We start from the raw sequence: 12,628 nt of genomic DNA on the forward strand, positions 1-12,628 counted from the left end.
GACGTGTCTACTTTCCGGGGGTCAGGCCCTACCGGGCGAATCTATGACCAAGTCTTTATTGACGGCACCTACACTGCCAGCGGATGTTTAATCGTGGCCGCCACCCTAGACCACGTCATCGCCTGGCACTGGTGCAAACGCGAAACCACCCGTGCGTATAAACAGCTACTAGAGCGCATTCCAGCACCTTTAATCGCCGTCATCGACGGCGGCCAAGGAGCTGCCAGTGCCATCAAACAGTGCTGGCCGACCACACTCGTCCAACGCTGCCTGGTACATGCTCAACGCGTGGTACGCCGCTACACCACCTCACGCCCACGCACGGATGCCGGGCGCACAATCTACCGGCTAGCACTTAAGCTCACCCGCATTAGCACTATCGAGCAAGCCAGCCAATGGGGCGCACAACTGCATGAATTCGCCACGGTCTACCACACCTGGTTAAACGAGAAGACCCTCGTCAAAGACCCCCAAACAGGCCGTTGGACACGCACTTGGACCCATGCCAACGTGCGCAAGGCCTACAACAGCCTCAACCACCTCTGGCGCAGCAACCTGCTATTTGTCTACCTCAACCCTCCCGAAGAAGTCATTGACACTGACCAGATCAAAGCCACCACCAACAGCCTGGAAGGCGGAATCAACTCCCAGCTGAAACTACTAGCACGAACACACCGCGGACGACGAGGAGAACACCAACGCCGAATGCTGGAGTGGTGGCTCTACCTAAAAACTGAACTGCCCGACGACCCCGTAGAAATCGCCAGGCAATCCAACTGGGGACAGGACCAACTCGCCAAAGTACAAACCCTGACCCACAACGAGAACCAAGCCGACCACGAAACAGGACGACCAGCCCTCTACGACAACGCTATCGACACCAACTACACCCATTCAATCGGCATCCAAAAAGGACAAATCTAGCCCCAGCGACACGCCGAACCAGACACACATTTTGACCCTTAAGCCACATTTTGACCCTTACCCCAAAAACACCGATGGGCCCCTTTCCGATTCCTCGGAATAAGGGGCCCAACGGCGTCTCTATCAAGTCCCTCCAATTATCGGCCACGGGCCGCCCTCTGGAGGGTGAGGGGTTCTCTCTCTCGCATGCGCTCTCTCAAACGCACAACACTGAGTATGGGGGCTAACGCTGGCACCGCCATGAACTCTTCCTGGCAGTTTTCTGCTAGTCGCAACCTCTACTAATCGAAGCGCGCGGGGCGCTTTTCCAGGAAGGCCATGACGCCTTCCTTGTGCCCGGCAGAGCTCATTTGTGCGTACTGCGTGGGCTCTTCCCATGAAAGCTGATCCTCGAGATGGGCGAGGGCCGTGCGGTTGATGGCCTCCTTGGCCTTGGCCAGTGCATCGCGCGGCGCAATGTGCAGGCGCTCTACTACCTTGAGCGCGGTTTTCAGCGCCTGGCCCCGGGGCGCGCGCTTGGCGACGATCCCAGCTGCCTCCGCTTCCGCGACGCCGAGTTTGTCCTGCAGCAACGCCAAAGCAAGCGCGCGGTGGCGCCCCACGGAGGCAAGCGCGGTGAGGCTTACGCCGCCGTCCGGGATGAGGCCGATCTTGCCGAAGGGCAGCGTGAAATAGGATTCTTCAGCAGCCACGATGAGATCGCAAGCGAAGGCCAGCGAGGCACCGGCACCGGCGGCTGCGCCTTCGACCGCAGCGATGACGGGAATCTCAGCAGCCTGGATTTCGGTGACGAGCGCGTTGAGCTGGGGCAGCATGGTCGACTCGGCAGGGTTGGGCGCTTCGCCCGCAGCCTGCGCGGCGGCAGCTGCCTGCGCTGCCGCAACGATGTCCGCGCCGGCGCAGAACGCGGTTTCATCGCCGGTGATGATGAGGGCGCGGATGGCGGGGTCAGAGGAAGCGTCGGCAAGCGCGGCGGAGAGCGCTTCGCAGTGTTCCTTGGCAATAGCGTTGCGCCGAGCGGAGTTGTTGATCTGGGCAATGAGGGCGGAGCCTTCGCGGTGGATGAGGATGGCGTCGGTCATGGATTAGTCCTTAACAAGCTCAGTGAGAGAGGAAATGATGCGCGCGGCATCGGCGGAAATGCGAGAGACGATCTCAGAACACGGAGCGACATCGTGGATAAGCCCCTGCGAGGTGCCGCAGGTCCATACGCCCGCATCCAAGTCACCGGTCTCGTAGACCGCACGGCCGCGCTTACCGGCGACGAGGTGGCGGATATCCCCGAACTCTGCACCTTGGGCGAGGCGCTCGGCCACCTCATCGCTCACGGCATTCTTGGCCACGCGGGTGGAATTGCGCAGCTCACGGAGGATGAGCTGGGTATCGAGCTCACTGCGCTCCACGATGGTCTGCTTGACGTTCTCATGCACCGGGGCCTCGGTGGAGGCCACGAAGCGGGTGCCCATGTTGATGCCTTCGGCGCCCAGTGCCAGGGCGGCAGCGAGCCCTCTGCCATCCGCGAAGCCGCCCGAGGCGATGATGGGGATGTCGAGTTGATCCGCGGCGGCGGGGATGAGGACGAGGCCCGGGATATCATCCTCGCCAGGGTGGCCGGCGCATTCGAAGCCGTCGATGCTGACGATATCCACGCCGACCTTCTGCGCGCTGAGCGCGTGGCGCACCGAGGTGCACTTGTGGATGACGGTGATGCCAGCATCCTTGAAAGCCGGCATGTGCTCTTTAGGGTTATTGCCAGCAGTTTCTGCGATCTTCACGCCTTCCTCAATGATGACGTCGCGGTACTCGGCATAGGGTGGTGGGGTGATTGCCGGCAGCATGGTGAGGTTGACGCCGAATGGCTTGTCGGTGAGCTCGCGGGTGCGGCGAATCTCGTGGCGCAAATCCTCCGGGGTGGGCTGGGTGAGCGCGGTGATAACACCGAGGCCTCCGGCATTAGATACAGCAGCGGCGAGCTCTGCGCGGCCGACCCACTGCATGCCGCCTTGGATGATGGGGTGAGTGATGCCGAGCATCTCGGTAACGCGGGTGGAAATCATGAGAGTTGTGCTCCTTCGTGGTGGGAAAGCGAGGTGGGAGTGCTGAATGAGTTTTGAGCTAGATCGGGTGAATGGCTATTCGGAAAAATGGGTTCGCAAGCGGTCCCTGAGGTCGTCGGGCAGGGCAATGGGACGGCGCGCGGAGACGTCGATAAGCACCAGCGTCGCCGTGGCAAACACGCACGAGGTGCCGTCCTGGATGAGTTCGTGGGCGACTTGGTAGGAGGTGGTTCCAATGCGGGAAATCCACACGCGAGCCTCGATGGAATCGGCGTAGGTGAGCTCGGCGTCATACTGGACTTCGAGGGAACGCACCACGTGAGCATAGGAATCGGTGGCGACGGGGCCGGTAAGAGTGGCGGCTGCACGAACGCGCGCCTCCTCAAGGAGGGTGACCACCGTGGCGTTATTGACGTGGGCGTTCGCGTCTTGGTCGGACCATCGCAAAGCGAGGGTTATGGGGATAGCGTTGTCGGGCGCGCGCATTGTTCCTCCTGGGGCGAGCGGGTAGAGTGATGTACATTACTATACCTACGAATTGTGGTTCGTTGCTCGAATCGTGAGGAGAATGCCATGACAGATCTTCTGGGAATCGATGCTCTGCTGAGCGAAGAAGAAAAAGCCACTCGCAACCGCGTCACCGCATTGGTGGATGAACACATCCGGCCGTATGTGGGGCAGTGGTACGAGGACGCGGTGCTGCCGGAGTCTATCTTTCCGGTGCTGGCGGAGGCTGGTCTGTTCGGAATGCACTTAGAAGGCTATGGCTGCGCCGGGCGCTCCGCAGTTGAATACGGACTAGCCATGCAGGAGCTGGAAGCGGGGGACTCCGGTATCCGCACGGTGGTATCGGTGCAGGGATCGCTAGCGATGTCGGCGATTTATAAGCACGGCTCGGAGGAGCAGAAGCAACAGTGGCTTCCCCAGATGGCCGCCGGCGAGATCATTGGTTGCTTCGGTCTGACGGAGCCCACCGCGGGCTCGGACCCGGCGGGCATGGCGACGATGGCCCGCTATCGCTCCGGCGAATGGGTACTGGATGGTGCGAAGCGCTGGATTGGCCTGGCAAGCGTGGCCGGGGTGGCTATCATCTGGGCCAAGGTTTCTGAGGAGGATGCCGCTACGGCTGGCGTGGAGGCGGGCGTGCGCGGGTTCATCGTGCCGACCTCCACGCCGGGGTTTAAAGCGACGCCAATTACCCGCAAGCTGTCGATGCGCGCTTCTATCCAGTGCGATATTGAACTGGAAGGTGTGGCTGGGCCTGGCGACGCCCTGCTGCCCAAGCACCCTGGCCTTAAGGGACCGTTCATGTGTCTCAACGAGGCGCGCTTCGGCATTAGCTTCGGTGCCTTGGGTGCTGCGCGCGATTCTTTGGAGGTGGCACTGGAGTATGCCAAGGAGCGCAAGCAATTCGACCGCTCGCTGGCGTCCTTCCAGCTCACCCAGCAAAAGCTGGTGGATATGGCGGTGGAGCTGAACAAGGGTCAGCTGCTGGCGCTCAACCTGGGGCGCGCCAAAGACGCGGGCACGCTGGAGCCCTACCAAATTTCGGTGGGCAAGCTGGCCAACTGCCGAACCGCCATTGAGATTTGCCGCCAGGCACGCACCATCCTGGGCGGCAACGGTATCACCGCGGACTTCTCACCGTTGCGCCACGCCGCCAACCTAGAATCAGTGCGCACTTATGAGGGCACGGATGAGATCCACACGCTGATTCTGGGGCGCGTGCTGACGGGGGAGCAGGCGTTTAGTTAGAACTAAGCCCGAAACCTCTCCTCCAAGTGGTTTCGGGCTTAACTATTTCTAGTTGGCGATGAAGTACATCTGCTTATTGATGAATTCTTCGATACCGAGTGAGCCAAGCTCGCGGCCGAAACCTGAACGCTTGACGCCACCAAACGGCAGTTCAGGACCTTCACCAGTCGGGGTGTTGACATTACTCATTCCAGAATCGATGCGTTCAGCAATAGCTTGGGCTCGCTTGGAGTCTTGAGAGAACACCGCTGCTCCGAGGCCGAAAACATTGTCGTTCGCTATCTCGAGTGCTTCCTCATCGGTCTTAAATTTGTAGACAGTGGCTACAGGTCCAAAGAACTCCTCATAGTAGGAATCGCTGCCACGGGGGATACCTGTGATTACTGCCGGGGAGATGTAGGCTCCCTCATCGGAAAGCTCTCCGCCAACCAACAATTGACCGCCGGCTGAAACAGCGCGGTCGAGCTGGTCTTTGAGATTCTCTGCGGCGCTACGGGAAGAAAGCGGAGCATACACAGTTCCGCCGGCAGCATCTGGCAGCCCCGGCTCCATTTGCTGCGCAAGATGGACTAGTTCTTGAACAAACTCGTCATAAATGTCTTCTGCAACAATGAGCCGCTTGTTTGAATTGCAGGCTTGGCCAGTGTTGTACATGCGTGTTCCCCAAGCGAGCTCAGCTGCAGCTTTTACATTGTCCGTGTCGAGGATGATATACGGGTCTGAACCGCCAAGCTCGAGTACGGCTTTCTTGAGGTTCTCGCCAGCTTGAGCGCCAACGATAGCCCCAGCACGTTCGGAACCGGTAAGGGAAACTCCCTGAACGCGGGGGTCGGCGATAAAGGTGGAGATTTGCTCGTGGGTTGCAAAGACATTGGTATAAACCCCTGCGGGAACGCCGGCATCGAGAAAGATCTTTTCGATCGCCAGAGCAGAACGCGGGCAAATCTCTGCGTGTTTAAGGATGATGGTGTTTCCAGCGACAAGGTTGGGGCCTGCAAATCGCGCTACCTGGTAGTACGGGAAGTTCCACGGCATGATGCCGAGCAGCGGTCCGAAGGGACGGCGGCGAATATATGCTTTACCGTCAGCCTCCGTGGGGATTTCCTGATCAGCGAGGAATTTTTCCGCGTTATCTGCATAGTACTGGATAATGGCAGATGAAAACTCGGCTTCTTCGACGCCTTCAGGCAGGGGCTTGCCCATCTCTTCAGCAATGATGGCGGCGAGCTCATCCTTGCGTTCTTCGAACAGTGAGGCTGCCTTGGCCACAATCTCTGCTCGCTTTGCGACGGGCGTTGTAGACCACTCTGAGAAAGCCGCAGACGAAGCTTCGAGGATTGGCTCGATGGCAGCATTATCTAGCGCATCGAAGGTTTCAATGATTTCGTTGTTGGCTGGGTTCTGGACACGGTACTGAGACATTTTTCCTCCTAGGAAAAGGTTGGGGTGTTATCTGAACTGGAATCACTACGGCTAATGACTGAGCCGGTGAAGAATTCGGGATTGCGTAAACGGGTAATCATCATGAGGAGCAGGCCAAGCACTAGGATGCTGGCTCCTAAGATGAATACGATTCCGACGCCTCCGAGGGAAGAACCAGAGCCAAAGCTCGGGTCCATGGAGTCATAGGCGGTGATGAAAAACATGATGAGCAAGAAGCCACCGCCCAGCAGTGGGAATAGGAACTTGAAGAAGAAGTTTCGCACTGAAGTGAAGAGCTCTTTTCGGAAATACCACAGACAGGCTACTGCCGTGATTCCGTAATAGAAGCAAATCATGAGACCAAGAGCAGCAATTGTGTCCCACAGTGCATTCTCCGAGAGCACCCTTGTCACGGCGTAGAATGTCCCCGAAACGACGGTTGCGACAATCGTTGCGACGGTTGGAGTTTGAAACCTTGGGCTGATTCGCGCCAATTGTGGGGGAAGAGCTTTGTAGTAGCTCATTGCAAGAATCGTACGGGCGGGACTAACAAGCGTGGACTGCAGGGAGGCAAACGAGCTAGCTAGAACCGAGATATAAATGAGGATGGCGAACGGGCCCATAATTGGGTAGGAAAGCACGGCAAAAATGGATTCCTGATTATCAGGGTTACCAGCGCCTAATCCGGTTTCGCCGATTCCTGCCCACGCCATGACAGCCACCGCTGTAAGAACATACAAGATGATCGTGATGATGATCACGACGGTAGCCGCTCGGCCAGGGGTCTTTTCTGGGTTCTTGGTTTCTTCATTCATGGTTAGGGTGACATCCCATCCCCAGAACATGAAGATGGATAGCGAGATACCGGCTGCGACCACCGAGAAATCCTTCATTTCAAATGGGTTGAACCAACTGAATTGAATGGGGGTGAAGTCAAAACCATCTCCGTTGTATGCGCGCCATAAAGCTGCAATGTCGAAGGAGAGAATCGCGATGATTTGAATTGCGACGAGGATGTATTGCATCTTCTGCGTTGTATCCATACCCCGATATGCAACCCAAGCTGCAGCAATCAAGAACACAAGGGTTGTTGGAATATTCACCCAGAGGTTCCGCGTGAGTTCAGCAAGTTCGGGCTTACCTGCAAGCTGCGCGATGAGCAGGTAAAAGAAGTCGACGGCTACTGCGGCAAGATTCGACAGGACCAGAATCGTAGCGGCGATAAGGCCCCAGCCGCCCATCCATCCGACCCATGGGCCGAAAGCTTTTGTTGCCCATGTAAAGGTGGTACCGGAATCAGGAGCACGGTTGTTAAGCTCGCGGTAGGCAAAAGCAACAAGCAGCATGGGAATAAAGCCCAGAATGAGGACGGCCGGAACGAAGGCACCCACCGCCGAAATAGCAGGACCAATTCCCGAAGTTAGGGTGTAGGTTGGTGCTAAGCAGCTGATGCCAATGACAACTGCGCCGAGCAAACCGACTTTGCCAACTGCCAGGCCTTTGTCAGAAACTACTGGTTGTTCGCTCATGAGCGTTCACCTCCTTTCAGCGTCATGTAGCCCGAAGGGACAACAATGGATGGAACCGGAACATGCCTGAGGATTCGATGAGCGGTAGCGCCAAGGAAGAGCCGACCTTCACTGGCAATCCGTGCTGATCCAAGAACTGCTACTTCGCCTTCTTCCCAGCTAAGGTTTTGTAGCGCTGACTGGACACTTGCTCCCGATGTGGTGATGCGCGACGCCCGGCCTTTGGAAACCGCGTCCTCGATTGCTTCGGAAAGCTGCTGCTCGAAAGTGACCCCGGAATCTTCTCCAGAAATCTTCAGAGTAATGATGCGCAGCGGGACCTCTCGGCGGTATGCGCGGTCGAGCCCGATAGCAGCGACATCTGATCGTCCTTGTCGCGGGCCGACAAGTGCAGAAACGCACGTTATTGGTCCGGGATATGAATAACCTTGGGGAGCTAGCGCGACTGGGACTTGCGCTGTGTAGAGCAAGGAACTGGACACTGTACCGATGCGGAATCGGTTCAAGAGTCCGCCTGAGCGTGCTCCGACGATAATTAGATCGCATTCAAGTTCTTGCGCGGCGTCATTCAAGGCGAGCGCGGGATCGGTTCCCTCCACAATGTGACACGTCGCAGAGATATCAGAGGGAAGACTCTCTACTGCGTCGGTGAGGCGCTGTTGGGTTTGCTTTCGCACGATTGCGTTGTAGCCAGGGTCCTGAGTCTGCACGCCAAACCCTTGAGGGGTAATTGGTGGAACAACAGAGACTAGTTTTAGGGTGACTTGGCGCTTGCGTGCGAGAGCGATTCCCAAGTGGAGTGCATCGTGGCCATCACTAGTATCGATATAGGCGACGAGCAAGGAGCCGCTAGCTTTGCGGCGTGGAAAGTCGGTGAGTGGATTCATTGACAGTCACCGCTTATCCCTGCCCAATGATCTGCTGCGCAACGGTTTCGCCGATACGTACTGCGCCGTCGACGTGCTGGTAACCTGCACCAGCGATGTCAGAGGAAGAGTAATAGATCGGACCGACTGGTTGGTTTTGGAGATGGCCCCATCGCGATAATCCGCCCAAGTCATAAGATGTTGCGTAAGCTCCGCGAGTCCACTCTTCAGCCGCCATATCGGAGAGGAAGAATGCGATGGGATTCTTTACCTTGTCACCAAGGTAAATGGACATTGCATCGAGGATTCGCTCCTTGCGTTCTTCGGCGGTGAGCGCCCACATCTCCTCGGCGTAAACATCGGAGACGAAGCCGACTAATGTGCCGAAGGTATCTTCCTTTCCTTCCTCCCCGCCCGCAAAGTTCTTTCCGTAATTTGTGTTGTCATAGATTTCAGCAACGAGTCGATCGCCACCGAATGCAGTACCGGACAATCCCTCCTCGCGCCAGAAGGGGGTTTCATAGACAGCATGAACTTTAATGACTAAGCCCATGGAAATGTGCTGGTGGGCAACATGCTGCTCGCGTGGTAGCGGTGGCACATAGGAAATGCGATTGTAGAGGTTGGGCGGAACCGCAAGGATTGCGTATTGAGCATGGACAATTGCTCGGTCCGAGTAAGCGGTTACGGTGCCAGGGCCGCCGTTGTTGGCTACACCGTTGCGGACATCCGCTTCTACATTATTGGGGGCATCCGCCGTAGCGGGATCCGGCGTAGCCCACTCGAGAGTGCGTACAGGTGAGCTCAAGATGACGTCGTCGCCGAGTTCCTCAGCCATCGTTATGGAGACGGACTGCATGCCGCCAACGACACGCTTGTCAAGCAAAAAGTCTTCATCAACAAGGTTGTCGAATGAGCCGGCCGATGAAGCCATGAGGGCTGCTTGGAGCACGGAAAAAGTCCGAGAAGGCTTGGTGAGCATCCCTGAAGAAATATAAAGGGAGATGTTGTCGATTGCTTCGGAATCGTCGGAAAGGCTCTCCAGCCAGTCGCGGAACGATTGGCTGTCTAGTTCCTCTGCGCGTGGGTGCTCCCAAGGGGCATCCGCGTCGACTTCCTCGGCTAGCTGATTGAGCTTACTAATCAGCCGATCCATTTCGGCAGCAGTTTCCTTTGAAGTCGGGAACGTATCTCCTTCGAACTCGTGTCGCGTGCCATCCGGGGAAACATAAACCGACTTTCCTTCGCGGTAGCGGTCGAAGGTTTCGAGACCAAGCTCTTCAACAAGCTCTGTCAGTCGTGTTTGATCGGGCGAGATCCACTGACCGCCGATTTCGATGAAGTGCTCGGCGCCCTGGGCATCTAGCACCTTGCCGCTCCATGTTCGGCCGCCGACACGATTGCGCGCTTCGAGAACGCAGACTGACTTGCCTGCCTTCTTTAGGGTGCGGGCAGCCATGAGACCCGAAGCGCCGGCGCCGACGATTACAACATCAACTGTGCGCTCTTCAGCGCTGGTATTACCATTTGGTTGCGTGACCATTGGAGTGTTTCTCCTTCGCGTGCGGTAGGTATGCGGGGGAGGGAACCTTCGTACGAACGACGGTGCTCCGGCGTTAAATTAAACCCTTTAATTTAACGCTGTGACTACAGTAACAAACTTGCGGAGAGAATTGTAGGGATCACAGTGGAAAAAGTTTCGCGCCCCAAAGGGCGTCCGGTTAAAGCGCTGGTAAGCCGGCAGAAAATTGCGTCAGCCGCATTGCGCATTGTTGAGCGCAAAGGGCTTGAGGCTCTGTCTATGTCAGCGGTGGCGAGATCTATGAAAGTGAGTACAGCAGCGCTCTACAATCACATTTCAAATAAGGAAGAGTTATTGGCGTTGGTGCAGGATGACATCATTGCCAAAGTTGATACTTCAGTGCTCCAAGGTGCGCTTGCAGGCGAAATTTCGGCAGTGGATGCGCTTCGAAAATGGGCATGGTCTTATCGTGACATCCTGGCTGCCAACATCCCTCTAATTCGCGTTATTACCCAGCTTCCTCTTTATGGATCGCCACAAACGATTGCGATGTACGAAGCGCTAGTTCAAGTGATTTCACTTGCCGGAGTACCCGAGCGGGATGTCATTACGAGATTGGTTGCAATTGAGGCATTGGTTTTTGGCTCTGCCTATGACGTCCATGCGCCCTTGGATATTTTTGCCTCACCGGGACCCGAGGATAGTGCTTTGAATAAGATGAATTCGATTTACTTGGCGCAGTTTAGAGAACAATCATCTGACGAAAAAGAACAAGCTAGACTTCGTGCGGACAAGTCCTTTGAGGCGGGGCTGGAAGCGCTTATAAAAACGCTCCTATAGACGCCGTGGCGCCTTGATCAATGCAATCGTGTCAACGATCACGTAGCCCTCCCCGGTACTTCGTATATCCGGGGAGGGCAAATGTAGGTGCTCAAAACTACCTAGGCTTAGGCCTTTCTCGGCTTTTTAAAGTCCGTGTCCTTCAGCTTCGAGGCGTTCGGATCGATCGGGCGTCCGTCAGCGTCCAGATCGTTGAGCTCAGCGAGCTCGGTGAAGTCCGCCTGGGCATCGGCGAAGCCTTCTTCCGGATCGATTTCATCGAAGTTGCGGATGGTGCCGTCGCGTTCGTCCTTGAACATGTCCTTGCCGTAGATGACCAGAACCATGATGATGCCGGCGGCGAATCCCCATGCGGCACCCTGGGTGGCCAGCACGCCGGCGGTAACGCCTGCGATACCCAGATCCTTCTGGTTCTTGGCCTCCATGATGCCCACGCGCACAGACACGAAGCCCTGAATGATGAGCGTCAGTGCCAAGCCCACCGGCAGGATGGGCTCCACGAAGGAGGTAATCGGCAGCAGGAGGAGGCCTGTGTTAGTACCCCAACGGAAAGAGCCCGCGCCGCCAAAGATGGTGCGCATGGCGCGCTTGCCCTGCTTGTAGCGTTCAACGATGACCACGTGCATCGCCGCCCACAGCGGGCCACACATGGCGATGTCCGGGCCGATGATGGACATCAGCATGTTGCGGCCGCCGAAGAGCAGGTGCGCGCGCGATGGGCTGTAGACCACGGCCTCGTCCGTGCGGACGTGGTCGGCTTCCTTGAGAACGGCGTTAGCCTGCAGGACGTCACCGAAAACAACGATGTACGCAGCCAACACCGTGGGGATAGCGGTGAGGAACATGTGCGCCGGCGGAAGACCGACACCGAAGACGGTGTACTCAGACCACAAGGTCATGAAGTCAGGTTTTGAAAAGCCCCACTCCACGTCCGGCCAGGGAGCCTCGCCCGCCAGCGGTGCGACAAAGACCGCGACGAAGATGGCAGGCAGGATGCCTAGCGAAGCCAGGAAGCGCCAACCGGCGGCCTTCTGTCGTAGGGCTTGGAAACCTCGTGAATACATGAGGAAGAAAGCTACGGCTACCGCGATGGTGATGGTGATGGGGAAGGAGTGGAAACGTCCATCCTCCTTAAACACCGAGATGATGGCGGCAATACCGGCACCGAGAACGATGCCGGAGCGCAAGCCCGAGGGGATGAGGCGAACGACCTTTGACGCCCATCCCGTTATGCCCAGCGTTAGTGAGAATATGCCCAGCATCAGCTGGAAGCTGATCAGGGCCCAGATACGCTCTTCACCCTCCGGGAAGGTTTGGATGTAGACCGTCAGCAGCGGAATGGCCGGGGTAATCCAGCCCGGGACAACCGGGTCACCCAAGAGGTGGTGGGTCAGGTAGAGAAGGCCGTTGAGCATAACGACGGCCAGTGCCGCTTCGTAGGGCATGCCGAGGGCCTCGGTCATCAGGGGGATAGCGCCCAGGTCGACCACGCACATGAACAAGCCTTGGGCGAAGTCCGGCCATTCCATGCGGTAGTGCACGAATGGCAAACGGACATCAAAGGGCCCCATCTTCCAGTGGGGCGAAGCTTGACCGATGCCCTGATCTTCGGGTTCGGTGGCTTCAGTGGTTTCGGCCATGACGGCCTCCTTTCAAAGAAAAGGGACCAAGCCCTACGGGCGCGAACCACGCAGGGCTTGGTGAGGAAAGGTG

11 protein-coding genes are annotated in these 12,628 nt (G+C 57.3%); 3 read left to right on the forward strand and 8 right to left on the reverse strand.

Going from position 1 to position 12,628, the window contains the following annotated elements:
* A partial coding sequence (locus tag HMPREF2743_RS07970) for an IS1249 family transposase (protein WP_070818544.1) occupies nt 1–924 on the forward strand: 924 nt, incomplete at its 5' end.
* 281 nt (nt 925–1,205) lie between these two features.
* Here the strand turns inward: HMPREF2743_RS07970 and HMPREF2743_RS07975 are convergent.
* The 3 genes from HMPREF2743_RS07975 to HMPREF2743_RS07985 all read right to left on the reverse strand — a co-directional run bounded on the left by HMPREF2743_RS07975 (nt 1,206) and on the right by HMPREF2743_RS07985 (nt 3,467).
* The gene (locus tag HMPREF2743_RS07975; RefSeq protein ID WP_070818545.1) at nt 1,206–2,006 is read right to left on the reverse strand and encodes an enoyl-CoA hydratase-related protein; all 801 of its coding nucleotides are present in this window, start codon (nt 2,004–2,006) and stop codon (nt 1,206–1,208) included.
* A gap of 3 nt (nt 2,007–2,009) precedes the next feature.
* On the reverse strand, nt 2,010–2,981 hold the full coding sequence (locus tag HMPREF2743_RS07980) for an NAD(P)H-dependent flavin oxidoreductase (RefSeq protein WP_070526367.1): 972 nt from the start codon (nt 2,979–2,981) through the stop codon (nt 2,010–2,012).
* Between the two features lie 75 nt (nt 2,982–3,056).
* Nucleotides 3,057–3,467, reverse strand: coding sequence for an acyl-CoA thioesterase (locus HMPREF2743_RS07985; RefSeq protein ID WP_010189254.1), 411 nt, complete (start codon nt 3,465–3,467; stop codon nt 3,057–3,059).
* Between the two features lie 87 nt (nt 3,468–3,554).
* Between HMPREF2743_RS07985 and HMPREF2743_RS07990 the strand changes: the two genes are divergently transcribed.
* Entirely contained in the window at nt 3,555–4,736 is a 1,182-nt protein-coding gene (locus HMPREF2743_RS07990; RefSeq protein ID WP_070818546.1) for an acyl-CoA dehydrogenase family protein, read from the forward strand.
* Between the two features lie 48 nt (nt 4,737–4,784).
* Here the strand turns inward: HMPREF2743_RS07990 and HMPREF2743_RS07995 are convergent, their stop codons facing one another.
* From HMPREF2743_RS07995 to HMPREF2743_RS08005, 4 genes are read right to left on the reverse strand one after another with little or no spacing between them, the layout of a single operon-like run.
* Nucleotides 4,785–6,158, reverse strand: a complete 1,374-nt coding sequence (locus HMPREF2743_RS07995; RefSeq protein WP_070526360.1) for an NAD-dependent succinate-semialdehyde dehydrogenase — start codon at nt 6,156–6,158, stop codon at nt 4,785–4,787.
* A gap of 8 nt (nt 6,159–6,166) precedes the next feature.
* The gene (locus HMPREF2743_RS08000) at nt 6,167–7,687 is read right to left on the reverse strand and encodes an APC family permease (RefSeq protein ID WP_070526356.1); all 1,521 of its coding nucleotides are present in this window, start codon (nt 7,685–7,687) and stop codon (nt 6,167–6,169) included.
* Nucleotides 7,684–8,574: a universal stress protein gene (locus HMPREF2743_RS12490; RefSeq protein ID WP_083298976.1), complete on the reverse strand. Its 891-nt coding sequence runs from the start codon at nt 8,572–8,574 to the stop codon at nt 7,684–7,686. The genes HMPREF2743_RS08000 and HMPREF2743_RS12490 overlap by 4 nt, the downstream gene beginning before the upstream one ends.
* A 13-nt stretch (nt 8,575–8,587) precedes the next feature.
* Nucleotides 8,588–10,096 (reverse strand): flavin monoamine oxidase family protein, encoded by a 1,509-nt coding sequence (locus HMPREF2743_RS08005; protein ID WP_070526353.1) that lies wholly within the window; start codon nt 10,094–10,096, stop codon nt 8,588–8,590.
* Between the two features lie 144 nt (nt 10,097–10,240).
* Between HMPREF2743_RS08005 and HMPREF2743_RS08010 the strand changes: the two genes are divergently transcribed.
* A complete protein-coding gene (locus HMPREF2743_RS08010; RefSeq protein ID WP_083321619.1) occupies nt 10,241–10,915 on the forward strand; it encodes a TetR/AcrR family transcriptional regulator in 675 nt (224 codons plus the stop codon).
* Nucleotides 10,916–11,022: 107 nt separating this feature from the next.
* Here HMPREF2743_RS08010 and HMPREF2743_RS08015 read toward each other — a convergent pair whose 3' ends face one another.
* The gene (locus HMPREF2743_RS08015) at nt 11,023–12,555 is read right to left on the reverse strand and encodes a permease family protein (protein WP_070743836.1); all 1,533 of its coding nucleotides are present in this window, start codon (nt 12,553–12,555) and stop codon (nt 11,023–11,025) included.
* Nucleotides 12,556–12,628 lie beyond the last annotated feature (73 nt).

This window comes from Corynebacterium sp. HMSC036D02, from assembly GCF_001836165.1.
Lineage (GTDB): Bacteria > Actinomycetota > Actinomycetes > Mycobacteriales > Mycobacteriaceae > Corynebacterium.

Coding starts and splice junctions, on each gene's coding strand:
- HMPREF2743_RS07975 (WP_070818545.1), bottom strand. CDS start 2,006: ATGACCGACGCCATCCTCATCCACCGCGAAGGCTCCGCCCTCATTGCC.
- HMPREF2743_RS07980 (WP_070526367.1), bottom strand. CDS start 2,981: ATGATTTCCACCCGCGTTACCGAGATGCTCGGCATCACTCACCCCATC.
- HMPREF2743_RS07985 (WP_010189254.1), bottom strand. CDS start 3,467: ATGCGCGCGCCCGACAACGCTATCCCCATAACCCTCGCTTTGCGATGG.
- HMPREF2743_RS07990 (WP_070818546.1), top strand. CDS start 3,555: ATGACAGATCTTCTGGGAATCGATGCTCTGCTGAGCGAAGAAGAAAAA.
- HMPREF2743_RS07995 (WP_070526360.1), bottom strand. CDS start 6,158: ATGTCTCAGTACCGTGTCCAGAACCCAGCCAACAACGAAATCATTGAA.
- HMPREF2743_RS08000 (WP_070526356.1), bottom strand. CDS start 7,687: ATGAGCGAACAACCAGTAGTTTCTGACAAAGGCCTGGCAGTTGGCAAA.
- HMPREF2743_RS12490 (WP_083298976.1), bottom strand. CDS start 8,574: ATGAATCCACTCACCGACTTTCCACGCCGCAAAGCTAGCGGCTCCTTG.
- HMPREF2743_RS08005 (WP_070526353.1), bottom strand. CDS start 10,096: ATGGTCACGCAACCAAATGGTAATACCAGCGCTGAAGAGCGCACAGTT.
- HMPREF2743_RS08015 (WP_070743836.1), bottom strand. CDS start 12,555: ATGGCCGAAACCACTGAAGCCACCGAACCCGAAGATCAGGGCATCGGT.